Here is a 24,820-nt window from a genome sequence, read left to right as displayed (position 1 = left end):
GAACTGATTCGATGCATCCTAGCTTGTCGATTTCCTGGGAGGAAATGTCTACAGTCGATGCAACGCCTTCAAGGAGCATCGACTTGACCCACGACAACACGAACACCTCACGCCTGCCGACCTACTTCATCTCCCACGGCGGTGGCCCCTGGCCCTGGATGAAAAAGGAAATGGGCCCGACCTACGACCAGCTTGCCGCCTCGCTCGCCGACATGCCAAGGCAGATCGGCCGCACGCCCAGCGCGATCCTCATGGTGTCGGCACATTGGGAGGCGCCTGCCTTCACGGTGCAGGGCAATCCGAAGCCTCCCATGATTTACGACTACGGCGGCTTCCCGGCCCACACCTACGAAGTGCACTACGACGCGCCGGGTTCGCCCGAACTCGCGCAGCGCGTGCAGGCGCTGATTGCCGCCGCAGGGCTGCCGGTGCAGATCGATCCCGAGCGCGGTTACGACCATGGCATGTTCGCGCCGATGGCCGCGATGTACCCCAAGGCCGACGTGCCGGTGGTGCAGTTGTCGCTGCGGCGCGGGCTCGACCCGGCCGAGCATCTGGCGCTGGGCCGTGCGCTGGCACCGCTGCGCGACGAGAACGTGCTGATCATCGGCAGCGGCCTGAGCTATCACAACCTGCGCAATTTCGGTCCGCAGGCACATGGTGTGTCGAAGGCCTTCGACGACTGGCTCGACGAGGCGGTGGTGCAGGGCAAACCCAGCGAGCGCAGCGAACAGTTGCTGAACTGGGCCGCTGCTCCTTCGGCGCGGATGGCGCATCCACGTGAAGAGCACCTGATTCCGTTGATGGTGGCGGTGGGTGCGGCCGAGGCCGATGCTGGGGAGCGCGTGTACCACGAGGACGCGTTCATGGGCGGGCTTGTGGTGTCCAGCTATCGCTTCGGGGCTGTTTGATATTTGTGTTGTCGGGTGTAATTCTTGGCGCTTGCTGTTCAGGGCGGCACTCACGCCGACACGGTGCTCTTTTTCGCGAATGTCCCCCGCTTCGCTCCTCCTTTATTTCGCGAAAAAGAGCCCCGTATCGACGTGAGCGCTCAGAGCGGTCGTTGATCGGCGATCACCAGCAGCGTGCCCCAGTGTGAATGACGCCAGGTGCTCCCCGCAGCGAAATAAAGGAGGAGCGAAGCGGGGGACATTCGCGGAGGGGAGCACCTGGTGTCATTCGCACTCGCCCCGAATGAACCCGTCTTGAAAAACAGTGCCCTGAACAACAGCGGCACCAAGAACAGACAAACCTAAGACCCGCGACGCCCAACCCCATCCGCATCGACCAGCCCCACGCGCGTCTGCCGCCCCCATGTGCCGCGCCCTGTCAGGAAGGTCCACCAGCCCCACGCAGCACCCGTGTGCCGCAGGATCTGAAAGGTGAAGGGCTCGATCAGCGCGGCGAGGACCGCTTGAACCATGTTGGCCTCGCTGTGCTGGCCGATCCAGCGTCGGTAAAGAAACACCGACCACAGATGAAAGGCGAGGTCGAGCACGATCTTCGCGCCGATCACGCCGGCCACCGGTGCGAGCACGCCGAAGTTGCCTCGCACCAGGTACATCAGCAAGAGCCCGAATGCGGCCAGCCCGTAGAGCGGTTGCAGCGTGTCGATCGCCTTCACCGGCAGCATCGCGATACCGAGCCAGCCATAGCGCCGGTCGCCCACCATCGCGCGATACCAGTACTGCGTCTGCAGGAAGCCGCCGAACCAGCGCCGGCGCTGACGCAGGAAGGCACCCGTGCTGCTCGGCGCGTCGGTGTGCGCCTGCGCATCGCCGAGCACGCGCACAGTCCACGGCAGGCCGTGCGCCTGGGCATGGCGATGCAGGCGATGGATGAGTTCGTAGTCCTCCACCAGGCAATCGGTGTCGAAGCCACCGACCGCGCGCACCGCGTCGAGCCGGAAGCCCGCGAAGGCGCCCGAGATCAGCAGGAGACCGTTGACGCGCATCCACGCATAACGCGAGAGAAAGTTGCGGATGTATTCGTAAGTCTGGAACCACTGGAAGCAGCGCCCCGCCAGCGTGCGGCTGCACACCGGCGTGATGACGCCCGTGGCCGCCACCAGGTTCGGCTCGGAAGAAAACGCATGGCGAACGGCGGCGATGGCCTTGTGGTCGAGCAGCGTGTCGCCGTCCACCGTGAGCACCGTGTCGGTGTCGATGCAGAGAATGGCCGCGTTCAATGCCACCGCCTTGCCGCCGTGCGGCAGCCGCAGCCATGTCAGGCCGGGGTGCGTGGTGCTGGCTGCGCTCAGTTCGCCAAAAGCCGGTTCGACGAGGCCATAGCGGGTGGTGAGCAATTCGGCGGTGCCGTCGCTGGAGCCGTCGTCCGCAATCACGATGCGGTCGGGCACGTCGCTCTGGCCGAGCAGCGCGGCCAGCGTCACGGGCAGCACCGCCGCTTCGTTGTGCGATGCGACGATCACACCCAGCGTGTTGCGGCGCATGCGGCCCGCTTCGGCCGGCGCAACAGGCACGGGCCGTGGCCGCAGGATCGGCAAGGTCATCCAGCCGACGAACAGCAGCAGCACGGTGTCGTACAGCACATAGGCCACGCCGACCGACCAGGCCCGCACGTTGCCGACGCGAAAGGCCATGGCGAAGAGCAGGGCCCACAGCACGAGCACGCCGCCGTGAATCAGCCAGCTTCGCAGCGGGGTGCGGGGGGTGGACAGGCGCGGTGATGCAGCCACGAAGGCGCGTTGGAGGGAATCGTTCAAGAGGATGTGCCCGGGCGACGAACGGTGATACGCGAAAAATCGGCCAGCGGTTTCAAAAGGCCCAGGACAAAGCCGGGACAATCGAAAGCGCCACTGACTGAGTCGGCCTCCGCCCGAAAATTCCCCGCATGCTTGCACAAACCCGCTACACCCGAACCGCCATTGCACTGCATTGGCTGATCGCGGTGCTCATGGCCATCAACATCGCACTGATCCTGCTGGTCGACCATTACCCCGACGACTGGGTGCGCCCCGCCGTCGACACCCACAAATCGATCGGCATCACCGTGCTGGGGCTCGTGATCCTGCGGCTTCTGTGGCGTGCCACGCACCGGCCACCGGCGATGCCCGGTTCGTACGGGCCGCTCGAACGCTTCGCCGCGCATGCGGCCCACGGCGTGCTTTACCTGCTGATGGTCTTGCTGCCGCTGTCAGGCTGGATGCACGACTCGGCCTGGAAGGACGCGGCCACGCATCCGATGCAGCTCTTCGGGCTGTTCGAGTGGCCGCGCATCGGCTGGATCATGGCCGTCGAGCCCGTCGCCAAGGAAACCTGGCACACCGTGCTTGGCGGTGTGCACACCTGGGCCGGCTATGTGCTTTACGTGATGTTCGGGCTGCATGTGCTGGGCGCTCTCAAGCACCAGTTTCTCGACGGCGAAGCCGAACTCCAGCGGATGCTGCCATGAGCGCCGGCACCATGGAACAGGCCCGCACCGAGATCGCGCGCATCGATGCGCTTTCCACGCACCACGACCCGGTGCACGAAGGCGTGCGCGTGCGCTGGCGCCGCTTCGGCACCGACACCTCGAAGCCGCCGCTGGTGTTGCTGCACGGCGGCCACGGCAGCTGGATGCACTGGCTGCGCAACGCCGAGGCGCTGTCGGCCGGCCGCACGCTCTGGCTGCCCGACATGCCGGGCTTTCACGATTCGGATGCGCTGCCCCGCGTGGCACCCGGCGAAGATTCGCTCCCGCCGCTGCTGAAGGCGCTCGGCGGGACGCTCGACGCGCTGATCGGCGCGGGCACGCCCATCGACCTGGGCGGCTTTTCCTTCGGCGGCCTGACCGCCGCCCGCTTCGCGGTGCAGCGCGGCGCAATCCGGCGCCTGGCGCTCATGGGCAGCGGCGGCCACGGCACGCTGCGTCGCATGACGGTGCAAATGATCAACTGGCGCGCCGCACCCGACCGCGAGGCGGAACGCGCCGCGCTGCTGCACAACCTGGGGGCGCTGATGCTGCACGACAAGGCGGCCATCGACCCGCTGGCCTTCGAGATCCACGACATCTCCTGCCATGGCACGCGCTTTCGCAGCAAGGAGGTGTCGCTCGCGGGCGGCCTGCAGACCGCGCTCGACGCGCTGGGCGTGCCGACGCTGCTGCTCTGGGGCGAATACGACGTCACTGCCGACCCGCGACCGCTGGTGGCGCAACTGGTGGCAGAAGGGCCGGACCGCGAAGGCACGGTGATCGACGGCGCCGGGCACTGGGTGCAGTACGAGCGCGCCGCGCAGGTCAACGCGCGGCTGCTGGCGTTTCTGGGCTGACCCCCGGCCCTCACTGCTTGGTGAGGCCCAGCTTGCGGATCGTGCCGGCCCACTGGTCGTAGGTCGTGCGTGTCAGGTCGGCCAGTTGCTGCGGGGTCGACGATTCGGCTTCGTAGGCGCCCTGCCGAAAGAAGTCGCGCGTGGCCGGCATGGCCAGCACCTGCGCCAGCGCGGCGTTGAGCTTCGCGACCACCGGCGCCGGCATGCGCGCCGGCCCGTAGAAGCCCAGCCAGCTCGCCATGTCGACGCCGCTCACGCCTTGCTCGGTCATCGTCGGCACGTCGGGCAGCATCGGGCTGCGTTTGGGCGCCGCCACCGCCAGCATGCGGACCTTGCCGGTGGCCGTGTTCTGGATGGCGTTGGGCGCCGCGTCGAAGTAGTACTGCACGCGGCCCGCCAGAAAGTCTTTCGCCGCATCGGCGCCGCCCTTGTAGGGCACATGCACCACGTCCAGCCCGGCCTGCCGCGCGAACGCCTCGCCGTAGATGTGCGACGAGGTGCCGGTGCCGAACGAGGCGTAGCTCATCTTCCCCGGATTGGCCTTGATGTAGGCCACCAGCTCCTGCACGTTGCGTGCCGGCACGCTGGTGTGTACGGTCAGCACCAGCGGCCCGCGTGCGCCGAGCGAGATCGGCGTGAGATCCTTGAACGGGTCGTAGCGCACCTGTGCCAGCGTCTGCGGGTTCTGCGCCACCACGGAAGAGGGCGCGTACATGAAGGTGTAGCCGTCGGGCGCCGCGCGGATCACCTCTTCCGTCGCGAGGATGAAGCTCGCGCCCGGCCGGTTTTCGACGATCACCGGCGTCTGCAGCACCTCGCCGAGCTTGTTGGCGACGAAGCGCGCCTGCGAATCGGAGGCGCCACCCGCCGCAAGGCCGAGCACGATGCGGATGCTGCGGCCCTTTTCCGGAAAGGCCGCGGGCTGGGCCGCGAGCGTGGCCAGCGGCAGGGCAGCGGCGCCCAGTGCGATCCACGCGGTGAGGCTGCGCCTGGCGATGAAAAAAGAGGGAGTCATTGCTTGGACAAGCCTACCTGCTGCACCAGCGCACCCCAGCGCTCATAGGTCGAGCGCGTGATGCCGGCGAATTCTTCCGGCGTCGTTGCGCCGGCTTCGTAGCCACCCGAGAGGTAGAACTCGCGCACCTGCGGCATCGCCAGCACGCGCGTGAGCGCCGCGTTGAGCTTCGCGACCACCGGCGCCGGCATGTGCGCCGGCCCGTAGAAGCCGAGCCAGCTCGGCAAGTCGAGCCCTGCATAGCCTTGTTCGGCGAAGGTGGGAACGTCGGGCAGCGCGGCGATGCGCGCGTTCGCCGCGATGGCCAGCACCTTCACCTTGCCCGTGGCCGAGGTGATGATGGCCGACGAAGCCGAGTCGAACATGTACTGCACGCGCCCGCCGATCAGGTCTTTCGCCGCGTCCGAGCCGCCCTTGTAGGGGATGTGCACCGCGTCGATGCCGGTCTTCTTCACGAAGGCCTCGCCGTAGATGTGCGACGAGGTGCCCGCGCCGAACGAGGCATAGCTCACCTTGCCGGGGTGGGCCTTCACGTAGGCCACGAGTTCCTTCACGTTGTTGGCTGGCACCGTGGTGCTGACCGACAGCACCAGCGGCCCGCGCCCGCCCATCGAGATGGCGGTGAAGTCCTTGAACGGGTCGTAGGGCACCTGCGCGAAGGTGTGCGGGTTCTGCGCCATCGTGGAAGAGGGCGCGTACAGCAGCGTGTAGCCGTCGGGCAGCGCGCGCGAGACCTCGTTGGCCGCCAGCATGGTGCTGGCGCCGGGCTTGTTGTCGACGATCACGCTGGTGCCCAGCACCTCGCCCAGCTTCAGCGCCACGATGCGCGCCTGCGCGTCGGTGCCGCCGCCGGCCGTGAAGCCCACGACGATGCGGATGGGCTTGCTGCGCGCCGGAAAGTCCTGTGCCATGGCCAGCGGTGCCAGGCCCAGCAGGGCCGCGGCGCCAAGCACCGAGCCGAACGCACGGCGGGTGCCGTCGAGTTTTTTCATCAATGTCTCCGTTGTTCTGTCTTCTTATATTGATTTAGAAAATCATAAAAATCCATATTAACTAGGGAATACCCCGAACAAATGGCTTTTTATGGATTATGTGTTTGACAAAATGAACATTGAAATCAAAATACGATGAAACAGCCCATCCAAGACACCTATCCATGAAAACTGTCGTCCGCACCGACGAGCGCATCCTGTCCTCCGACATCTTCGATCGCGACAGCCGCGTCAAGCGCCCTGATCACGGCAGCTGGGCCGAGCCCGGCAAGAACATCCCGGTCTATCACCGCTGCGGCGTGCTGGTGGTCGGCGGCGGTCCTTCCGGCACCGCGGCCGCCGCAGCCGCGGCCCGCGCGGGCGCCGACGTGGCGCTGCTCGAGCGCTACAACCACCTGGGCGGCCTCTCCACCGGCGGCCTGGTGATCTGGATCGACCGCATGACCGACTGGGAAGGCAAGCTGGTGATCCGCGGCTTCGCCGAAGAACTGTTCGACCGCCTGCCCGCCGACGCCATCGCCGGCCCCTCGCGCGAAGACTGGGGCTCGCAGGACACGGCCAAGGCCGCGCACTGGTCGCAGCGCACGGCCGCCTATCACGGCGTGGTCACCTGGTCGCCCACCATCGACCCCGAGCGGCTCAAGCTGCTGTCGCAAGAGATCGTGCTGGAGCGCAAGGTCAAGCTCATCTATCACTCGTGGGCCGCCATTCCCATCGTGCAGGACGGCGCCGTGAAGGGCGTTGTGTTCGAGAGCAAGGAAGGCCGCATGGCGATCATGGCCGACGTGGTGGTCGACGCCACCGGCGACGGCGACCTGTTCGCCCGTGCCGGCGCCGCCTATGTGAACGACATCGAAGAAGCCGACGTGCACCACTGCATGAACACCTCGTGGCTGTTCGGCGGTGTCGACATGAACCGCTGGATCGCGTTCAAGGCCGGCCAGCCCGATGCGTTTGCCGGCTTCATGGCGCGCGGACGCGAGCAACTCGGCCTGTTCGAGCGGCCCTTCGTCTCGTGGCGCAACGACGTGGCGCTCTTCATGGGGCCGCGCCAGTCGGGCTACTCGGCACTCGACGTGGACGACCTCACGGCCGTCGAAGTGCGCTCGCACCGCGCGATGGCCGCGCACCTGGACTACTTCAAGGCGCACGCGCCGGGCTTCGAGGACGCCTACCTGATGCTGAGCGCGCCGCAGATCGGCGTGCGCCATGCTCGGCGCCTGAGCGGTGTGGGCGCGGTGCTGCGCAGCCAGTGGCCCGACGGCGTGGCGCTGGCCGACGAGATCGGCGTGTCGCCCGCGGTGTCGCCCAAGTTTCCGAACATCTCCATTCCCTATGGCGCGCTGGTGCCGCAGCAGCTCGACGGCCTCGTTGCGTGCGGGCGCCACATCTCGTGCGACCGCAACTCGCACGGCTTCATGCGCGAGATTCCGCAGTGCTGGATCACGGGCCAAGCCGCGGGCGTGGCGGCGGCGCTGGCGTCGCAAGGCGGCATTGCGCCGCGCTTCGTCGACACCGGCGCGCTGCAGTCCGCGCTGCTGGGGCAGGGCGTGTACCTGCGGACGGGCGCTGCGCAGGGCGTCGGGGTTTCCGACACGGCCGAAGCCGGCGCCTGAGTGCTCTGCCATGAACCCGACGGACCTGCTTTCGCGAGCCTCTACATTGCAGAGTCTTGCAAAGCGTTCAAAGGGTCCCTTCATGTCCACTGACAAAAACGACAGCTCTCTTTCCGTGGCCTCCTCCGATGCCGTCGCAGATTCACGCGGCGAACGCTCCGACACCGTGAGCGCGCTGGAGCGCGGCATCTCGGTGCTGCGCTGCTTCAGCGAAGAGCGCCCGGTTCTCGGCCACGCCGACGTGGCGCGCATGACCGGCATTCCGCGCCCCACCGTCAATCGTCTGGTTGCGACGCTGCTCTCCATGGGCATGCTCAAGCCTGCGCAGGCGGCCGACCGCTTCATGCTCGGGCCGGGCGTGGTGTCGCTCTCGCGTGTGTTCCTCGGCAGCCTCGACGTGCGCGCCGCCGCGCGGCCCAGCATGCAGGCGATGGCGGAGGAGGTTGGTGCCTCGGTCTACCTGGCGGTGCGCGACGGCATGGAGATGGTGCTGATCGAGGCCTGCCGCCCGCGCTCGTCGATGCTCTCGGCACGGCTCGACGTGGGCTCGCGCGCGCCGCTGGCCAACTCGGCACTGGGCCGGTCGTACCTCTCGGCTTTGCCCGAGGCGCAGCGCAACCAGCTGATCGATTCGATGCGTCTCTTGCGCGGCCCCGAGTGGGACAGCATCGCACCCAACATGAACCGCGCCATTGGCGAATCGAAGCGGCTCGGCTACTGCCTGTCGCTCGGCGAATTCCACCGCGAGATCAACTCGGTGTCGGTGCCGCTCATCGGGCCGGACGGCGAAGTGATGGCTCTCAACGGCGGCGGCGCTGCTTTCGTATTTACCGAAGACAGATTGCGCAACGAACTCGCACCGCGCCTGCACGACATCGCACTCACCATCGCGCGCGACATCGGGGGCCACGTACCCACACCCTCGCCGGGCTAGCAGCCCGGCCGGGGACATTCCCCACGACGACAGAAGAACGGAGACACAGGTCATGCACCTGAGCAACGAAGAAAAAGCCATGTATGACGGCCGCGACGGACCGGCCGTACAGAAGGCGATGGACCTGCTGATGCGCTACGGCGAAGCCCTCGGCGCCGAGCGACTGGTCGAGACGCGCAACGTCTGCGCCACCATCACCTCGACCACGCCTTTCCAGCGCGACTTCGCGCTTGCCAAGGGCGGCGGCATGGACGCGGTGTTCTCCGAATTCAGCCTCGACAGCCAGGAGACTGTGGAGATTCCGAAGTTCAAGGTCTTCACCAGCCACCTGCAGCTGGGCTTCGACCCCGGCCAGCCCGAGCGCATGGGCGTGAGCGAGGAGATCGTCCAGTTCTACAACCGGAGCGAACGCCATGCGGCCGGCCTGGGCGCGCAGATCATGAACACCTGCACGCCCTACCAGGTCGGCAACATCCCGACGCGCGGCGAGCACTGCGCGTGGATGGAGTCGTCGGCGGTGGTGTATTGCAATTCCGTGCTGGGCGCACGCACCAACACCGAAGGCCGCGAGAGCACCGGCGCCGCCATGCTCACCGGCCGCATTCCTTACTGGGGCTACCACCTCGACGAAAACCGCCGCGCCACGCATGTGATCGAACTCGACATCGAGGTCGAGTCGGTGCAGGACTGGGGCCTGCTCGGCTACTACATCGGCGAGCACGTGCAGGAGCGCGTGCCGGTGGTGCACAGCAAGCGTGGCATCGGCCGCGTGCCCAACCTGCCGCGGCTCAAGCACTTTGGCGCAGCCGCGTCGTCGTCGGGCGGCGTGGAGATGTACCACATCGCCGGCATCACGCCCGAGGCGTTGACGCTGGAGCAGGCGCTAGGCGGCCGCGCACCGGTCGAGGTGCTGCGCTACGGCGAGGCCGAGCGCCGCGCCACCTACGAGAAGATCAACGTCACCGGCAAGGATGCGGAAGTGCAGTACGTGATGCTGGGCTGCCCGCACTACACCATCGAGCAGATCTGGGAGGCCACGCAGCTCATCGAAGGGCGCAAGGTTCACCCCGATTGCGAGCTGTGGATCTTCACGCCGCGCGCCATCAAGTCGCTGGCCGATCGCAACGGCTACACCAAGATCATCGAAGACGCGGGCGGCATCCTCATGAGCGACAGCTGCTCCGCCATGAGCCGTGCGGTGCCCAAGGGCACGAAGACGGTGGCGCTCGATTCCGCCAAGCAGGCGCACTACCTGCCCGCCATCCTCGGCGTGCAGGCGTGGTTCGGCAGCACGGCCGAATGCATCGATGCCGCTTGCACCGGCCGCTGGAACGGAGCCTACGCATGAGCGACGCCGTCATCACCGAACAAACCATCGTCATCCACGGCCGCAAGGTAGTGGGCGGCGTTGCCGAAGGCGAAGCGCTGGTCACGCGCGACCGCATCTCGGGCTGGGGCGGCATCGACCCGCGCACCGGCACCGTCATCGAGACGCGGCATGAACTGCGTGGCCAGAGCTTTGCGGGCAAGGTGCTGGTGTTCCCGGGCGCCAAGGGCTCCTCGGGTTGGTCCGCGATGTTCCACATGACGCGGCTCATGAATTCGGCGCCGGCGGCGTTCCTGTTCAACGAGATGACGACCAAGATGGCGCTTGGCGCGGTGGTCACGCACGCGCCCTCGATGACCGATTTCGAACGCGATCCGCTTGAATGCATAGCGACCGGCGACTGGGTGCGCGTGGACGCCGACCGCGGCGTGATCGAGATCACCAAGAAGAACAAGACCGGAGACCGCCCATGACACGCCCCCTGCGCAGCAACTTCCCGCGCGGCTCCTACCTCTGGTCGGTGCGCAATGCGCACTGGCGTGCGCTCGGCATTCCGGAAGAGGATTGCGAGAAGCCCAAGATCGCCATCGTCAACAGCTCCTCGGAGCTGGCCGCGTGCTTCAGCCACCTCGACAAGGTGGCGGTGGAAATCAAGGCGGCGATCCGCGCGGCGGGCGGCGTGCCCTTCGAGATACGCACCGCAGCGCCCAGCGACTTCATCACCGGCGCGGGTGCGCGCGGCGCCTACATGCTGGGCGCGCGCGACCTCGTCACCAACGACATCGAGGTGGCCGTCGAAGGCGCGCAGCTCGACGGCATGGTTTGCCTCACCTCCTGCGACAAGACGGTGCCGGGCCAGCTCATGGCGGCGGCGCGGCTCAATATCCCGACGCTGCTCGTGCCCTGCGGCTACCAGCCCAGCGGCGAGTACCGCGGCAGGCACATGGACATCGAGGAGGTGTTCATCGGCGCGATGCACGCGGTCACCGGCAACCTGCCGGTGGAAGAACTCGTGGGCATGAGCCGCGAGGCGATTCGCGGGCCGGGCGTGTGCTCGGGCCTGGGCACGGCCAACTCGATGCACATCGTCTGCGAGGCGCTCGGCATGGCCTTGCCCGGCAGCGCGCCGGTGGCCGCGCTGAGCCCGAAGATGATGGACGACGTGCGCGCGGCGGGCACGCGCATCGTGCAGATGGTGCTGGACGACCTGAAGCCGCGCGACATCCTCTCGTCCGGCGCTTTTGCCAATGCGGTGCGCGCGGTGCTGTCCGTCGGCGGCTCGCTCAACACGGCCAAGCACCTGCAGGCCATATCGACCGAAGGCGAGTGCGGCGTCGACGTGTACGGCCTCTTCGAAAGCCTGGGCCCGATGACGCCGGTGCTCGCTGGCGTGCGGCCCATCGGCGAGCATTCGATCGAAGCTTTCGAGGCGGCGGGCGGTTGCCGTGCGCTGATGAAGCAGCTCGCGCCGTTGCTCGACACGGGCGCGCTCACGGTGACTGGCGGCACGGTGGCCGACAACCTGCGCACCGCTGAAGTGGCCGATGCCGAGGTGATCCGCCCCATCGACCGCCCGGTCGCGCCGTTGCCGGCCATCGTGCTCCTGCGCGGCAACCTCGCGCCCGAGTCGGGCCTCATCAAGACCGGCATCGCCGAGCGCAAGGTGCGGCGCTTCACCGGGCCGGCCGTGTGCTTCTGGACTTCGGACGCTGCCATCGCCGCGCTGAAGAACAAGGAGATCGTCCCCGGCCAGGTGATCGTGATGCGCGGCGCCGGCGCGTGCGGCGGGCCGGCCATGGGCGGGGGCGCATCGCGCGTGGTCTTTGCCGTCGACGGCGCGGGGCTTGGCGACCAGGTCGCGCTGCTCACCGACGGGCATCTCTCGGGTCTCGTCTGCAAGGGCCTCGTGGTGGCCGAGGTGTCGCCCGAAGCCGCGCTCGGCGGCCCGCTCGGGTTGGTGCGTGACGGCGACGTGATCACCATCGACCTCGATGCACGCCGGCTCGACATCGCTTTGACCGACGCCGAACTCCAGGCCCGCCGCGCCGACTGGCAGGCACCGCCGCCGGCCTTCGACACCGGCTGGCTGCAGCAGTACCGGCGCAACGTGAGCCCGCTTTCGAAGGGCGCCGTGCTCGTGCGCACCGAACGCCCCCAGCCCCCCGGCTAGACCTTTTTCCCCGGCCTTCGCCAACCGGTGCGGACACCCGTTCGCACCCGGTGGCGCAGCCCTGCGCGTGATTCCAGAAGTTTTTCAACCCAAGAGAAGAAGCAGGAGACAAAAAACCATGAAGAAAATTTTGATGTGGTCGGCCATCGGACTGGCCAGCAGCAGCGCGGCGCATGCGCAATCCAGCGTCACCGTGTTCGGCGTGATGGACCTCGGTATCCAGTACACGAACGGCGTTGGAGGCGGCTCGGTCAAGGCGCTGTCCAACGGCGGGCTCTCGACCAGCCGGCTCGGTTTCCGCGGCACTGAAGACCTGGGCGGCGGGCTCAGCGCGGGCTTCTGGCTCGAAGGCAGCCTCAACCCCGACCTGGGCACCGGCCGGCCGAGCAACAGCAACAACCAGACGAGCGGTGCGGGCACCGCAGGACCGATCACCTTCGACCGCATGTCCTTCGTGAGCCTCGCGTCGGCCACGCTGGGCGAAGTGCGCCTGGGCCACGACTTCATTCCGACGCACTACAACAGCATCTACTTCGACCCCTTCAATGCCAATGGCGTGGCACGCGCAGGCAACCTCACGTTCGCGGGCGCGGGTACCGGGCCGCTGCCCACGGCCATCACCGGCAGCAACACGGTGAGCTACTGGCTGCCGCCCAAGCTCGGTGGCTTCTACGGCATGGCGATGGCCGGCACCGGGGAGAACATCTCCACCGCACCGAACCGCGACGACGGCAACTTCGCCGGTGCGCGTTTCGGTTTTGCCTCGGGCGCGTTCGACATCGCAGCGGCCGTCACGCGCTCGCATTTCAATACCACCGCCACCATCGGCAACTACACGCACGCCAACATCGGCGGCTCGTGGGATGCGGGCTTTGCGAAGTTCTTCGCGCTCTACAACAAGGTGACGGTGAAGCTCGCGGCCGGCACGGTGCGCAAGAACACCGCCGAGATCGGCGCGCACATTCCGGCCTTCGAGGTCGGCCGCATCCGCGTGAGCTATGCCTACCTGGACGACCGCAGCGACGACAGCCTGCGCAACGCCAACGGCATGCCGCGCAACCGCGACGACGCGCGCCAGTTCGGCATCGGCTACGTGCACAACCTCTCCAGGCGCACCGCGCTCTACGGCACCTACGCACGGCTGATGAACAGCGGGCAAGCGCGCTACGTGGTCAGCGGCGGCGTCGCGCCGGCGGGCGGCAAGCGCTCGTCGGGGTGGGAGTTCGGTGTGCGGCATCTCTTCTGATCTTCCGAACCAAGGAGGCTTTCATGCGACGCAGAAACCTGAACCTTGCGGCCCTTGCCGCTCTCCCGGCCGCGATGCTTCCGGGCGCAGCGGCCTGGAGCGCCGACGCCTATCCGAACAAGCCGCTGCGGCTGATCGTCGGCTTCGCGCCCGGTGGCGGCGCCGATGCGCTCACGCGGATCATTGCGGAGGGGCTGTCCAAGCAGCTCGGCCAGCAGGTGATCGTGGAGAACCGCCCCGGCGCCGACGGCGTGCTCGCGGCGCAGGCCACCTCGTCGGCCAAGCCCGACGGCTACACGCTGCTGATGGGCACCAACACCGCGATGGTGGCGGCGCCCACGCTGCGGCCGACCTCGCCCTACGACCCGTTCAAGGCCTTCACGCCGATCAGCTCGGCCGGGCAGTTCTCGATGTTCCTGGTGGTGCCGGCCAGCCTGCCGGCAAAGAGCGTGAACGAGCTGCTGGCGATGGTGGCGGCCAAGCCCGGCGACTACAACTCGGCATCGAGCAACAGCGCGTCGGAACTGGCGATGCTGCAGTTGCTGGGCGAGCGCAAGGTGGTCAACGCGCGCTACAAGGGCGACATGCAGGCCATGACCGACCTGCTGGGCGGGCAGATCCACATGATGTTCACCACCGGCACGCTGGCGCCCGGTTTCGTGAAGGAGGGGCGCATCCGCGCGCTGGTCACGCTGCTGCCGCAGCGTAGCGGCCTGCTGCCGGATGTGCCGACGGGCGGTGAACTGGGGCTGGGCAAGCTCACCATCACGCCATGGGCCGGCTTCTTCGGACCACCGGGCCTGCCGCAGGCGATCACCGACAAGCTCTCGCTGGAGTTGCAGAGCACGCTCAAGCGGCCCGACGTGCATGCGCAGTTGGTGCAGCAGGGCTTCGAGGGCTACGGCATGAGCCCCGCGAAGTTCGGCGAGTTCTTCCGCACGCAGTACGACGCCTTCGGCGCCACCGTGCGGGAGCACAACGTCAAGTTCGAATAGTGGCGGCCTCGCGGCGCCAGAACGCCGCGTCCGGGAACGTGCCCGCGCCGGCCGCGGCGTTGTCCGCCATGTGCTCGGCGCGGCTCGTGCCCGGGATCGCGCAGTTCACGGCCGGGTGGCTCAGCACGAACTTCAGCAGCACCTGCGCCCAGCTCGTGCAGCCGATCTCGCCGGCCCAGGCGGGCAGCGGCTTGTCGCGCAGCCGCCGCAGCAGGCCGCCGCCACCGAAGGGCAGGTTGACGATCACCGCCACGCCGCGCTCGGCCGCGAGCGGCAGCAGGCGTTGTTCGGCCTCGCGCGCATCGAGCGAGTAGTTGATCTGCAGGAAGTCGAGCTTCTCCGCGCGCAGCACGGCTTCGACTTCGTCATAGGCCGAGGCCGTGTAGTGCGTGATGCCGATGTAGCGCACGCGGCCCTTGTCCTTCCAGCCGCGCAGCGTGGCCAGGTGCGCGCGCCAGTCGACGAGGTTGTGCACCTGCATCAGGTCCATGCGCTCGGTGCGCAGTCGCGTGAACGACTGCTCCATCTGCGCGATGCCGGCTTCGCGGCCCGAAGTCCAGACCTTGGTGGCGAGAAATGCCTTGTCGCGCTGCCCGCTCGCGGCCAGCAGTTCGCCGGCGGTTTCCTCGGAGCGGCCGTACATCGGCGAGCTGTCGATCACCGTGCCGCCGGCTGCGAACAGGGCGTCGAGCACGCCGGGCAGGCGCCTGTATTCGTCGGTGCCGGGGCGCTGGTCGAAGCCGATCCAGGTGCCACAGCCGATCACCGGCAAGGCTTCCTGCGTGGAAGGGATGGGACGGGTGTTCATCTTCATCGCGGGTCTGCCTTGTTGCGCGAAGGAGGGAAGGGCGGCGCTGGCGCAAAGCGCCGCACCCAGCCGGAGCAACCGGGCGCGTGTGAGCGCGGGAAGCGGCAATGGCTGCGTGGAGGAGGTCACGAAGGAAATTCTCCTGCGGGCCGGCCGCGCCCGGAAGGGCTCAGCGCAGATAGCGCCCGTCGGCCTTGAGCATCGACAGTTCGGAGAAGGTCAGCCCGCGGTGCTCGCCGGGCCTGTAGGACACCGCAATGCCGCCGATGTCGAGCGTCTTGAACGATTCGAGGCCCTTGTGCAGCGTGTCCGGCGTGGGGTTCGGCCCCGCGCGCTTCAGGCCTTCGACCATGACCTTGGCCGTGACGTAGCCCTCCAGGCTCGCATAGCTGAACTCGGTCGCGCCGATCTTCTTCATGGCCGCCTGGTACTCGGCAATCACCGGCATCGCGCTGTTCCACGGGTAGGGCACGACCTGCGAGATGACCACGCCGGCCGCGTCCTTCTTGATGTCCTGGAACAGCTTCTGCCCGTTCAGGAAAGAGAACGAATAGAAGGCGGTCTCGCCACCCGCCGCGCGGTAGGCCGTGATGAACTTGGCCGCCACATCGTTGGTGGCCGACAGCACCACCGCCTTGGGTTTGAGCTTGGCCAGTTCGGTGGCGCGCTCGGCGGCGTCCGAACCGTCGTTCTTGATTGCCACGCTGCCGACCATCTTGTCGCCGCGCTCGGCAATGAATTTCTGCGTGCTTTCCATCGCCGAGCGTGCGCCCGGGTTGTCGTTGTGCGCAAAGGCGATGCGCGACAGGCCGATGGTGAAGAGGTGGTTCACGATGCGGCTGTACTCCTCGTCGAAGCTGATGCGCACCGGAAAACCGTATTCGGAAAACTTCACCACCGGGCCCGCGCCGGTGTACGGACCGACCACGGGCACCTTGAGTTCGTTGGCCGCCTTCAGCGCACCGACCGACGATGACGTGCCGATGGGCATCAGGATGCCGACCGCGCCGTCGTTGACGAAGGCCTTGACGTTCTCGGCGCCCTTGGCCGGGTCGTAGGCGTCGTCGAGCTGGCGCAGCTCGACCGGCCTGCCGTTGATGCCACCGCTCGCATTCAGCGCCGTGAACATGGCGCGAATGCCGATGAGCGGCTCGGTCGACAACGAGGCCAGCGGCCCGGTCTTCACGTAAGTCTGGCCGATCACGATGGGCTTGGTCTGCGCCTGCGCGGCTGACGACAGGCCAAGGAGGGCGAAGGCAAGGACGGCCAAGGCCGAAGCCAGCAGATGAATCTTTTTGTGTTTCATGGTCACAAACTGTTAATAAATCATCTTAAGGCGCGGCTCCCCGCGGGTAAATCGCTCTTTGGTTGCGGTGCGGCACCCGCTGGCCGAGAATCCGGCCTCATATTCATCATGGGAATGCCACTCTCGCTCCTTCGCATGGCCTCGCTCGACCTGGTGCGGGGCTTTGTCGCGGTGGGGCGGCGCATGAGCATCTCGCTCGCGGCGCAAGACCTGTGCGTCACGCAGTCGGCGGTCAGCAAGCAAGTGCATGCGCTCGAAGCGCAGCTTGGCGTGAAGCTGCTGGTGCGTGGCCATCGCTCGATCTCCTTCACCGCCGAAGGCGAGCGGCTTTTCCGCAGCGCCGACGGCGTCGTGCAGCAACTGCAGGATGTGATGGGCGGCATCCGCCAGGCCGGCGAGCAGCGCCCCGTGACCCTGAGCGCCAGCATCGGCATGACCGGGCTCTGGCTGCTGCCGCGCCTGGCCCATGTGCAGAAGCTGCATCCGGGCGTGGACGTGCGCGTCTCGTCCAACAACCGGCTGGCCGACCTGCGCAATGAAGGCATCGACCTGGCCATCCGCTACACCACGCCCGCGCTCGCGCCGGCTGGCGCGCTGCGGCTCTTCGGTGAAACGGTGGCACCCGTGGCGCATTCCTCGCTGGGCCTGAAGTCGCTGCGCTCGGCCGGGGCCGTGTCGGGCCTGTACCTGCTGGCATTCGACGATCCGCAGCACCCGTGGCTGCAATGGAGCGACTGGCTGGCCTCAGTGGGCTGGGCCGATGCGAAGCCACAGGCGGTGCTGCACTTCAACCAGTACGACCAGCTGATCCAGGCGGCGCTGGCCGGGCAGGGCGTGGCGCTGGGGCGGCTCGAACTGATCCAGCCGCTGCTCGATGAAAGGCGCCTCGTGCGCGTGGCCGCGCTCGAGCCGGTTCAGTCATCGGGGCATGCCTATTGGCTGATCCAGGCCGAAGACGAACCGCGTGAAGAGGTGCGCCATGTGGCCGCCTGGCTGGCGGCCCAGGCGCAGCAACAGCAGTCAGGCGGCGCCTGAGCCTGCTTCCTTGCAGAACGCCAGCGCTTCGTCGAGGCGGTCGTTGCCCCAGAACATCTCGTCGCCGGCAAAGAAGGTGGGCGCGCCGAAGATGCCTTTCTCGGCGGCGGTTTCGGTCTGGTGCCGCAGCCGCAGTTTGTTGGCGTCGGAGATGGCTTCATCGATGACCCGGTGTGCCGGCAGGCCAAGCTCGCTCAGCAGCGCGTGCATGATTTGCGGCGAGTCGATGCCGTGGTCTTCTGCGAAATTCATCGCCATCGCGCGACGGCAGAACTCGCCCATCCACGGCTGCGTGGCACCCACCAGCGCGATGCGCAGCGGCAGCACGGCCGGACGCGGAAAGCTCGTCGGCTGCTGCCACGGCAAGCCGTACTTGCGGCACTGGCGGGCCATGTCCTTCCACGTGTAGTCGCCTTTTTCCTTCTGCAGCACGAAAGGCGACGACTCCCAGCCGAACGACCGGAAGATCGGCCCCAGCAGGAAAGGGCGCCAGCGGATGCCGACGCCGTGGCGCGCCGCTTCTTCCTCGATGCGCATGACGCTCAGATAGCTGTAGTTGCTGCCGAAGTCGAACCAGAAATCGAGCAGGGGGCATGCGTGCGGCGTCATTCGAACACCACCAGGCAGCGGGCCTCGATGCTTTCGCGCAGCGGTGCGTCGGCGGGCGCATCGGGGTGGTCGAAGGCTGCGTGCGGCGTGTAGCGCGACACGCCGCCGAGCTGCGAGTCGTACTGCTTGAAGACCAGCGCCTCGTGCCGGTCCATTGCCGAAAAGTACGACCAGCGGTGCGAAGGCGAATGGGTCGCCAGGTAGATCTCGCCGGTGCGGCGCGGGTAGCGCACCTCGGCGCTGACCAGGTCCTTCGCCATCACCGAACGTGCATCGCACACGGCCAATGGCGTGTCGAGCACCGGGCCCTTGATCGAACGCCAGACGTTGACGATGCAGTAGCGCCGCACGGCCGCGGCTTCACCGGGGTCGGTCAGCACCATGGCCAGCCGGCGGCGACCGGATTCCTCGGTGTAGTCGTTGTGGATGCGGCCGTTGGCAGCGGCCTTGCCGTCGCCTGCGCGGCGGCCGAAGCTCAAGGCGGCGCGGTCGGCTTCGCGCCGGCGCACCAGATGGTCGAAGACATAGGCCCGTGCGCCTCCTGTCACCTGCAGCGCCAGTTCGGCCACCTCGCGGTGGTAGACGGCCGTGACCTCGGCGTCGTCGAGAAAGTCGGCAACGGCCGTGGGCGCGTCGCGCAGCACGAAACCTTCGCGCTCGATATCGGTGGGCATCGCGGCGGCACGTGCATCCGAGATCGGCATGGGGCGCAGTTCGTAGCTGCCGCCTTCCCAGGGCGTGCCGGGTGGTGGCTGGAAGGTGTAGCTGAACGGACGCAGCGCGGAAGGCTGCAGGTAGTTCAGGCCGGCGGTGACGGTGGGGTGGTTCATGCGGGGCTCCTTTGCCTGGCATTGGAGCGAAAGCGCGACCCCGGCTCAAACGACTTCTGGGCGCCTTGGCATGAGTGATGGGAATATGAAAAGGCAAGCGGGGAAGAAAAACATCTTCCTTCTTGCGACCCATGAAATACTGTATAAAAATACAGTTAACAGTTCAATCATGGGCCTCCCTTTCCTCGACTCCTTTTCCGCTGCCGCAGGCCGTGGCGTCTGGCATGCCGACGAACTCGGCCTGGCCGATGCGCAGGTCACGGCCACCGGCCATGCCGCGCTCGACGCACAGTTGCCGGGCGGCGGCTGGCCGGTCGGCGCCATGACGGAGCTGCTGCAGAGCACGCCCGAGGCCCATGTCTGGCGGCTGCTGCTGCCCGCGCTGGCGCAGGCGGTGGCAACGCGCGGCGGGCCGATCGTGCTGATCGGCGCGCCTTACGAGCCTTGCGGTCCCTCGCTCGCGGCGCAGGGACTGCCGGTGGAGGCCTTGATGTGGGTCAAGAGCGATGTCGCGCCCGCACGGCTGTGGGCCTGCGAGCAGGCGCTGCGCTGCGCTGACGTGGCCGCTGTCGTGGCCTGGCTGCCGCAGGCGCGCGTGGCCGAGCTGCGGCGGTTGCAACTGGCTGCTGCCCAGCATGAGGTGCTGCTTTTCGTCTGTCGGCCCGAGGCGGTGGCGCAGTCGGCCTCGCCCGCGCGGCTTCGCATCCAGGTCGAACGCTGCGAGAGCGACAGCGCGCAGATCGAGCTGCACATCCTCAAGCGTCGCGGTCCGCCGCTGGCTTCGCCGGTGATGCTGCCCGCGCGCAACGAGCGCATGACCGCGCTGCTGGCCGCCGCCCGGCTGCGGCGCAAGCTGCGGCTGCAGCAACTGGGCTCGGTGCCTGTGGGCGAAGCCGCATCGTCGGCCACCGTGGTGCGCATCGACGCGTGGAAAGGAGGCCCCAATGCACTGGATCGCATTGCGGTGGTCGCTTGACGCCGACGCGCCCGACGCACAACCGCTGCCCACGCCCGAAGCCCTGGGCTGGTGGGCGCTGCAGTACACGCCCCATGTCGCCTGGCAGGACGAAGCCCTGATGCTCGAAGTCTCCGCCTGCGAGCGCCTGTGGGGCGGGCGGCTGCAGATGATGCGGGTGCTGCTCGGCGCCAACCCCATCCCCGACGCACGCATGCTGGGTGCACAGGGCGCCACGAGCCTGATCGCACTGGCGCGGCTGCGCCTGTTCTCGCGCAACGAGGAACGGCCGAAGAACATGCCGGATGGCCTGCCGCTCGACACGCTGAGCGCCGCGCACGCTCACCTCGACCTGCTCGAACGGCTCGGCTGCCGCACCTGGGGCGACGTGGCCGCGTTGCCGCGCGGCGGCCTCACGCGGCGCTTTGGCGCGGGCCTGCGCGAAGCGCTCGACATGGCCTGGGGCCTGCGCCCCGAAAGCCACACCTGGCTCACGCTGCCCGACGTGTTCGAGCAGAAGCTGGAACTGCCCGCACTGGCCGAGACCGCGCCCGAGCTGATGTGGTCGGCCAACCGCCTGCTGACGACGCTGCAGTTCTGGCTGCGTGCACGCCAGCGCGGCGCGCGTGCACTCGAACTGCAGTGGACGCTCGACCTCAAGCGCTTCAACGGCGTGAACCTGCCTCCGTACCAGCAGGTCACGGTGCGCACCGCCGAACCCACGCAGGACATGGCGCACCTGCGCCGCCTGCTGTCCGAGAAACTGGCCCTCACCGCGCTGGCCGCGCCCGTAAGCTGGCTGAAGCTGCGCACCCTCGAAACCGATCCGTGGGCCGGCGCCAGCACCAGCTTTCTGCCGGAAGACAACCGCAAGGGCGACAAGCTGCACGAGATGGTCGAGCGGCTCAGTGTGCGGCTCGGGGCCCAGCAGGTGCTGGTGCCATCGGCGCAGGCCGACCACCGGCCGGAGCGCAAGCAGGCATGGCGGCCCGCGCTGCAGAAAGACAAGGTGCCCGAGAAGGTCCGCAAGGAGGCCAGGGCCGCAGCCTCGCAACCCGACGCGAGCTATCCGCCGTGGCTGCTGCCCGAGCCCTTGCTGCTCGACATGGACGGCGAGCGGCCGTGCTACCGCGGGCCGCTGAGCAAGCTGATCGGACCGCAGCGCGTCGAAGCGGGGTGGTGGGGCGACAAGGACGACGGCGGCCAGCCCGCGATGCGCGACTACTACGTCGCGGAAAGCCCCGAAGCCGGACTGGTGTGGATCTTTCGCGAGCGGCCTGCCACGCGCTTTTCTTCCGGCGAGGTGCGCTGGTATCTGCAGGGGTTCTATGCCTGACCTGAGCGACAGGCAACTGAGGGGGCGCAATTCGGCCAAGGTGCATGCGCTGCCGTTGCCGCTGCGCAGAAAGCCCGCGTTCGCGCTGCCGGACTACGCCGAACTGCACTGCCTGACCAACTTCAGCTTCCAGCGCGGCGCGTCGACGCCGGAAGAAATGGTGGAGCGGGCCTACCAGCTCGGCTATACCGCGCTGGCCATCACCGACGAATGCTCGGTGGCGGGCATCGTGCGAGCGCATGTGGGCTTGCGTGACTTGCCTGCGAAGCTGGATGAGTACGAACGCGAGCATCCCGATGAGCCGCCGATCCTGCGCTACCCCCATTTCCGCCTGCTGTTCGGCAGCGAGTTCCAGTTCGAGCGCTTCAAGCTCGTGGTGATCGCGAACGACACCGAGGGCTGGGGCAACCTGTGCGAGTTCATCACCGCTGCGCGCAACACCGAATTGCCCAAGGGCGAGTACCGCGTGGGTTGGGAGGAAAGTGACGTGGCCTCACTGCAGAACTGCCAGGTTCTTTTCGTGCCGCAGCGAAACCCCGGTGGAGCGGTGGACACGGCAACGCTGCATGAAGACCTGCTGGCCGCCAAGGCGCTTTACGCAGAGAACCTCTGGCTGGCAGTGGAGCTGTTCAACGAGCTTGACGACGATCTCTGGTTCGTCACGCTGATCCAGGCGGGCGAAGAAGTCGGCGTGCCATTGGTGGCGGCCGGCGATGTGCGCATGGATGTGCGTTCGCAGAAACCGATGCACGACGTGCTGACGGCCGTGCGCGAAGGCAAGACGGTGGCCGAGTGCGGCTTTGCGCTGCAGTCGAATGCCGAGCGGCATTTGCGGCAGCGCGTGCGGCTGGCCGAGCTTTATCTGCCTGAGATGTTGGCGAATACGCTGGTGGTGGCGCAGCGGTGCAAATTTGATCCGAGGATCATTCGGGAGACCTACAAGTGCCCGCTCGAAACGGTAGGAACCAATGAGACGCCGACACAGACGCTGGTGCGAAAGACGTGGGAAGGAGCGCAAGTCCGGTATCCCGACGGCGTTCCTGACACTGTGCGCGAGAAAGTCCAGAAAGAGCTCGACCTGATCCTTGAACTCGGATACGAGATGTTCTTCCTGACGGTGGAGGACATCGTGCGTTTCGCTCGCTCACAACACATCCTCTGTCAGGGGCGTGGCTCCTCTGCCAATTCAGTGGTCTGTTACTGCTTGGGAATTACTGCGCTCAGCCCTGAAAAGAGTCATCTGCTGTTCGAGCGATTCCTGAGTCGTCATCGTCACGAGCCACCCGACATCGACGTCGACTTCGAGCACCAGCGGCGCGAAGAAGTCATCCAGTACATCTACGACAAATACGGCCGCGAGCGCGCCGCCATCGCCGCCGTCGTCATCTGCTACCGCGCACGCAGTGCCTTGCGCGACGTGGGCAAGGCCATCGGCATCGACGAGCGGCTGATCGACGAATTCGCCAAGGACCACTACTGGTTCGACGACACCGTGCTCGGCGAGCAGTTGCTCCAGGCCGCCGCGCGCGTCGGCGTGGAAGAAGACGAACTCAAGCTGGTCCAGTGGATCGAGATGACGCAGCGGCTCAAGGGCTTCCCTCGCCACCTGAGCCAGCACGTCGGCGGCTTCGTGCTTACGCACACCAAGCTCACGCGGCTGGTGCCGGTCGAGAAGGCCTCGATGAAAGACCGCTCTGTCATCCAGTGGGAGAAGGACGATCTCGAAGCCATGGGCATGCTCAAGGTCGACGTGCTCGCGCTCGGCATGCTCAGCGCCATCCGGCGCGGGCTCGACCACATGAACCGATGGCGAGGCTCGGTGATGGAGATGCATCACATCCCGAATGACGACCAGAAGGTGTTCGACATGATCTGCGACGCCGACACCATCGGCGTGTTCCAGATCGAGAGCCGGGCGCAGATGTCGATGCTGCCGCGCCTGAAGCCGCGCACCTATGAAGACCTGGTGATCGAGGTCGCGATCGTGCGGCCGGGGCCGATTCAGGGCGGCATGGTGCATCCGTATCTCAAGCAGCGCGAGCGGGTAAGGAAGAAGCTGCCGATCGTCTACGAGAAAGACGAGCTTCGCCCGGCACTGGAGCGAACGCTGGGCATTCCGATCTTCCAGGAGCAGGTGATGCAGATCGCCATGATCGCGGCCAAGTTCACCGCCGACGAGGCCGACCAGTTGCGCCGCGCAATGGCCGCATGGAAGCGCAAGGGCGGCCTCGGCAAGTTCCACGACAAGCTCGTGAACGGCATGGTCGAAAACGGCTACAAGGCCAGCTTCGCAGAAGCCATCTTCAAACAGGTCATGGGCTTCGGCGACTACGGCTTCCCCGAAAGCCACGCCGCGAGCTTCGCCCTGCTGGTCACCGTGAGCAGCTGGCTCAAGAACTACGAGCCCGCCTGCTTCCTCGCGGCGCTGCTCGACTCGCAACCGATGGGCTTCTACAGCCCTTCGCAGCTCGTGCAGGACGCGCGCCGCCATGGCGTCGAAGTGCGGCCGGTCGATGTCACGTGCAGCGACTTGGACACCACCCTCGAAGCCCGCGCGCCGGATGCGCCGCGCATGCCGGGTGGTACCGACGCGCGCTATGCCGATCGCCTGGGCAACGACAACCAGCCCGCGGTGCGGCTTGGCTTGAATCGGGTTTCCAGCCTCAGCAAGGAGGGCGCCGAACGCCTGCTGAAAGCCCGCGCGCAAGCGCCTTTCACCAGCACCGAAGACCTCGCCCTGCGTGCCGAGCTCGAAGGCAAGGACATGGCGGCGCTCGCCGCAGCCGATGCGCTGATGCCGCTCTCGGGCCATCGGCGCCAGCAAGTCTGGGACGCCACCGCGCAGCATCGCTCGCCGGCCCTGCTCAAGGGCGTGCCGATCCACGAGCAGGCGCTGCTGCTGCCGGCCGCGCCAGAGGGCGAAGAGATTGTGGGCGACTACGCGTCCCTGGGCCTCACGCTGCGCCGCCATCCGCTCGCGCTGCTGCGCCCGCGCCTGGCCCGCATGAAGCTCATGAGCGCCGAGGAACTGCGCCCGCTGCCCAGCGGCCAGATCGTGCGCGCCTGCGGCATCGTCAAGGGCCGCCAGCGGCCCGGGACCGCCAACGGCACTATCTTCGTCACGCTCGAAGACGAGACCGGCAACGTCAACGTGATCGTCTGGAGCCACGTCATCGAGGCCTGGCGCGAGCCCTTGCTCAAGTCGCACCTGCTCGCGGTGCAGGGCACCTGGCAGCGCGACGACGACAGCGGCGGCAAGGTGCAGCACCTGATCGCCACCGGCTTCAAGGACCTGACGCCGCTCATGGGCCGGCTCGCGCAAAGCAACACCAGCCGGGACTTCCATTGAGTGCCATGCGCGAATGCAACCGATCG

General features: G+C 67.2%; 21 protein-coding genes. 14 read left to right on the top strand and 7 right to left on the bottom strand.

Annotation, left to right across the window (positions count from 1 at the left end; all coding sequences use genetic code 11):
* The first annotated feature begins 83 nt into the window (after positions 1-83).
* Complete coding sequence (locus H7F35_RS34295) at positions 84-911, top strand: DODA-type extradiol aromatic ring-opening family dioxygenase (protein WP_187110912.1); 828 nt, start codon at positions 84-86, stop codon at positions 909-911.
* A 341-nt stretch (positions 912-1,252) separates the two neighbouring features.
* Here H7F35_RS34295 and H7F35_RS34290 read toward each other — a convergent pair whose 3' ends face one another.
* Entirely contained in the window at positions 1,253-2,725 is a 1,473-nt protein-coding gene (locus H7F35_RS34290; RefSeq protein WP_187110911.1) for a glycosyltransferase family 2 protein, read from the bottom strand.
* Positions 2,726-2,853: 128 nt separating this feature from the next.
* Between H7F35_RS34290 and H7F35_RS34285 the strand changes: the two genes are divergently transcribed.
* Together H7F35_RS34285 and H7F35_RS34280 are read left to right on the top strand one after the other, a co-directional pair.
* Positions 2,854-3,414: a cytochrome b gene (locus H7F35_RS34285; RefSeq protein ID WP_187110910.1), complete on the top strand. Its 561-nt coding sequence runs from the start codon at positions 2,854-2,856 to the stop codon at positions 3,412-3,414.
* Positions 3,411-4,271 (top strand): alpha/beta fold hydrolase, encoded by an 861-nt coding sequence (locus tag H7F35_RS34280; RefSeq protein WP_261803467.1) that lies wholly within the window; start codon positions 3,411-3,413, stop codon positions 4,269-4,271. Before H7F35_RS34285 ends, H7F35_RS34280 begins: the two co-directional genes overlap by 4 nt.
* A gap of 10 nt (positions 4,272-4,281) precedes the next feature.
* Here the strand turns inward: H7F35_RS34280 and H7F35_RS34275 are convergent, their stop codons facing one another.
* Both H7F35_RS34275 and H7F35_RS34270 read right to left on the bottom strand, forming a co-directional pair.
* Complete coding sequence (locus H7F35_RS34275) at positions 4,282-5,286, bottom strand: Bug family tripartite tricarboxylate transporter substrate binding protein (protein ID WP_187110909.1); 1,005 nt, start codon at positions 5,284-5,286, stop codon at positions 4,282-4,284.
* Positions 5,283-6,278 (bottom strand): Bug family tripartite tricarboxylate transporter substrate binding protein, encoded by a 996-nt coding sequence (locus tag H7F35_RS34270; protein WP_187110908.1) that lies wholly within the window; start codon positions 6,276-6,278, stop codon positions 5,283-5,285. Before H7F35_RS34270 ends, H7F35_RS34275 begins: the two co-directional genes overlap by 4 nt.
* Positions 6,279-6,442: 164 nt before the next feature.
* Here H7F35_RS34270 and H7F35_RS34265 point away from each other — a divergent pair, with 164 nt between their 5' ends.
* From H7F35_RS34265 to H7F35_RS34235, 7 genes are all read left to right on the top strand, one after another.
* Positions 6,443-7,894, top strand: coding sequence for an FAD-dependent oxidoreductase (locus tag H7F35_RS34265; protein WP_187110907.1), 1,452 nt, complete (start codon positions 6,443-6,445; stop codon positions 7,892-7,894).
* A gap of 82 nt (positions 7,895-7,976) precedes the next feature.
* Positions 7,977-8,828, top strand: a complete 852-nt coding sequence (locus H7F35_RS34260) for an IclR family transcriptional regulator (protein WP_187110906.1) — start codon at positions 7,977-7,979, stop codon at positions 8,826-8,828.
* 52 nt (positions 8,829-8,880) lie between these two features.
* Positions 8,881-10,176, top strand: coding sequence for an aconitase X (locus H7F35_RS34255; protein WP_187110905.1), 1,296 nt, complete (start codon positions 8,881-8,883; stop codon positions 10,174-10,176).
* Positions 10,173-10,628, top strand: a complete 456-nt coding sequence (locus H7F35_RS34250) for an aconitase X swivel domain-containing protein (protein ID WP_187110904.1) — start codon at positions 10,173-10,175, stop codon at positions 10,626-10,628. Before H7F35_RS34255 ends, H7F35_RS34250 begins: the two co-directional genes overlap by 4 nt.
* Positions 10,625-12,325, top strand: coding sequence for a dihydroxy-acid dehydratase (locus H7F35_RS34245; protein ID WP_187110903.1), 1,701 nt, complete (start codon positions 10,625-10,627; stop codon positions 12,323-12,325). The genes H7F35_RS34250 and H7F35_RS34245 overlap by 4 nt, the downstream gene beginning before the upstream one ends.
* A 118-nt stretch (positions 12,326-12,443) precedes the next feature.
* Positions 12,444-13,571, top strand: a complete 1,128-nt coding sequence (locus H7F35_RS34240; RefSeq protein WP_187110902.1) for a porin — start codon at positions 12,444-12,446, stop codon at positions 13,569-13,571.
* Positions 13,572-13,594: 23 nt separating this feature from the next.
* Entirely contained in the window at positions 13,595-14,566 is a 972-nt protein-coding gene (locus H7F35_RS34235) for a Bug family tripartite tricarboxylate transporter substrate binding protein (protein ID WP_187110901.1), read from the top strand.
* Here the strand turns inward: H7F35_RS34235 and H7F35_RS34230 are convergent.
* Positions 14,553-15,380, bottom strand: a complete 828-nt coding sequence (locus tag H7F35_RS34230; protein ID WP_222621995.1) for an aldo/keto reductase — start codon at positions 15,378-15,380, stop codon at positions 14,553-14,555. The two genes, H7F35_RS34235 and H7F35_RS34230, sit on opposite strands and share 14 nt — an antisense overlap.
* 163 nt (positions 15,381-15,543) lie before the next feature.
* Positions 15,544-16,680: an ABC transporter substrate-binding protein gene (locus tag H7F35_RS34225; RefSeq protein ID WP_187110899.1), complete on the bottom strand. Its 1,137-nt coding sequence runs from the start codon at positions 16,678-16,680 to the stop codon at positions 15,544-15,546.
* A 114-nt stretch (positions 16,681-16,794) separates the two neighbouring features.
* Here H7F35_RS34225 and H7F35_RS34220 point away from each other — a divergent pair, with 114 nt between their 5' ends.
* Positions 16,795-17,715, top strand: coding sequence for a LysR substrate-binding domain-containing protein (locus H7F35_RS34220; protein WP_187110898.1), 921 nt, complete (start codon positions 16,795-16,797; stop codon positions 17,713-17,715).
* Here the strand turns inward: H7F35_RS34220 and H7F35_RS34215 are convergent.
* Both H7F35_RS34215 and H7F35_RS34210 read right to left on the bottom strand, forming a co-directional pair.
* Positions 17,701-18,324 (bottom strand): 2-hydroxychromene-2-carboxylate isomerase, encoded by a 624-nt coding sequence (locus H7F35_RS34215; protein ID WP_187110897.1) that lies wholly within the window; start codon positions 18,322-18,324, stop codon positions 17,701-17,703. The genes H7F35_RS34220 and H7F35_RS34215 overlap by 15 nt on opposite strands.
* The gene (locus H7F35_RS34210; protein WP_187110896.1) at positions 18,321-19,154 is read right to left on the bottom strand and encodes a CmcJ/NvfI family oxidoreductase; all 834 of its coding nucleotides are present in this window, start codon (positions 19,152-19,154) and stop codon (positions 18,321-18,323) included. Before H7F35_RS34210 ends, H7F35_RS34215 begins: the two co-directional genes overlap by 4 nt.
* Positions 19,155-19,323: 169 nt before the next feature.
* On the opposite strand from H7F35_RS34210, the gene imuA reads away from it, so the two are divergent.
* Genes imuA through H7F35_RS34195 form a run of 3 tightly spaced genes read left to right on the top strand, consistent with a single transcriptional unit; the run spans position 19,324 to position 24,794 of the window.
* Complete coding sequence (gene imuA / locus H7F35_RS34205) at positions 19,324-20,130, top strand: translesion DNA synthesis-associated protein ImuA (RefSeq protein WP_187110895.1); 807 nt, start codon at positions 19,324-19,326, stop codon at positions 20,128-20,130.
* On the top strand, positions 20,099-21,445 hold the full coding sequence (locus H7F35_RS34200) for a Y-family DNA polymerase (protein ID WP_187110894.1): 1,347 nt from the start codon (positions 20,099-20,101) through the stop codon (positions 21,443-21,445). The genes imuA and H7F35_RS34200 overlap by 32 nt, the downstream gene beginning before the upstream one ends.
* Complete coding sequence (locus tag H7F35_RS34195; protein ID WP_187110893.1) at positions 21,438-24,794, top strand: error-prone DNA polymerase; 3,357 nt, start codon at positions 21,438-21,440, stop codon at positions 24,792-24,794. Before H7F35_RS34200 ends, H7F35_RS34195 begins: the two co-directional genes overlap by 8 nt.
* Positions 24,795-24,820: the final 26 nt, after the last annotated feature.

This window comes from Variovorax sp. PAMC26660 (genome assembly GCF_014302995.1).
Taxonomy (GTDB): domain Bacteria; phylum Pseudomonadota; class Gammaproteobacteria; order Burkholderiales; family Burkholderiaceae_C; genus Variovorax.
The sequence above is the reverse complement of the archived record's forward strand: the minus strand, read 5'-3'. Positions and strand labels throughout refer to the sequence as shown.

Bases quoted from the DNA above. Each gene is read 5' to 3' on its own strand.
- H7F35_RS34285 (WP_187110910.1), top strand. From the start codon at position 2,854: ATGCTTGCACAAACCCGCTACACCCGAACCGCCATTGCACTGCATTGG.
- H7F35_RS34280 (WP_261803467.1), top strand. From the start codon at position 3,411: ATGAGCGCCGGCACCATGGAACAGGCCCGCACCGAGATCGCGCGCATC.
- H7F35_RS34275 (WP_187110909.1), bottom strand. From the start codon at position 5,286: ATGACTCCCTCTTTTTTCATCGCCAGGCGCAGCCTCACCGCGTGGATC.
- H7F35_RS34270 (WP_187110908.1), bottom strand. From the start codon at position 6,278: ATGAAAAAACTCGACGGCACCCGCCGTGCGTTCGGCTCGGTGCTTGGC.
- H7F35_RS34265 (WP_187110907.1), top strand. From the start codon at position 6,443: ATGAAAACTGTCGTCCGCACCGACGAGCGCATCCTGTCCTCCGACATC.
- H7F35_RS34260 (WP_187110906.1), top strand. From the start codon at position 7,977: ATGTCCACTGACAAAAACGACAGCTCTCTTTCCGTGGCCTCCTCCGAT.
- H7F35_RS34255 (WP_187110905.1), top strand. From the start codon at position 8,881: ATGCACCTGAGCAACGAAGAAAAAGCCATGTATGACGGCCGCGACGGA.
- H7F35_RS34250 (WP_187110904.1), top strand. From the start codon at position 10,173: ATGAGCGACGCCGTCATCACCGAACAAACCATCGTCATCCACGGCCGC.
- H7F35_RS34245 (WP_187110903.1), top strand. From the start codon at position 10,625: ATGACACGCCCCCTGCGCAGCAACTTCCCGCGCGGCTCCTACCTCTGG.
- H7F35_RS34240 (WP_187110902.1), top strand. From the start codon at position 12,444: ATGAAGAAAATTTTGATGTGGTCGGCCATCGGACTGGCCAGCAGCAGC.
- H7F35_RS34235 (WP_187110901.1), top strand. From the start codon at position 13,595: ATGCGACGCAGAAACCTGAACCTTGCGGCCCTTGCCGCTCTCCCGGCC.
- H7F35_RS34230 (WP_222621995.1), bottom strand. From the start codon at position 15,380: ATGAAGATGAACACCCGTCCCATCCCTTCCACGCAGGAAGCCTTGCCG.
- H7F35_RS34225 (WP_187110899.1), bottom strand. From the start codon at position 16,680: ATGAAACACAAAAAGATTCATCTGCTGGCTTCGGCCTTGGCCGTCCTT.
- H7F35_RS34220 (WP_187110898.1), top strand. From the start codon at position 16,795: ATGCCACTCTCGCTCCTTCGCATGGCCTCGCTCGACCTGGTGCGGGGC.
- H7F35_RS34215 (WP_187110897.1), bottom strand. From the start codon at position 18,324: ATGACGCCGCACGCATGCCCCCTGCTCGATTTCTGGTTCGACTTCGGC.
- H7F35_RS34210 (WP_187110896.1), bottom strand. From the start codon at position 19,154: ATGAACCACCCCACCGTCACCGCCGGCCTGAACTACCTGCAGCCTTCC.
- imuA (WP_187110895.1), top strand. From the start codon at position 19,324: ATGGGCCTCCCTTTCCTCGACTCCTTTTCCGCTGCCGCAGGCCGTGGC.
- H7F35_RS34200 (WP_187110894.1), top strand. From the start codon at position 20,099: ATGCACTGGATCGCATTGCGGTGGTCGCTTGACGCCGACGCGCCCGAC.
- H7F35_RS34195 (WP_187110893.1), top strand. From the start codon at position 21,438: ATGCCTGACCTGAGCGACAGGCAACTGAGGGGGCGCAATTCGGCCAAG.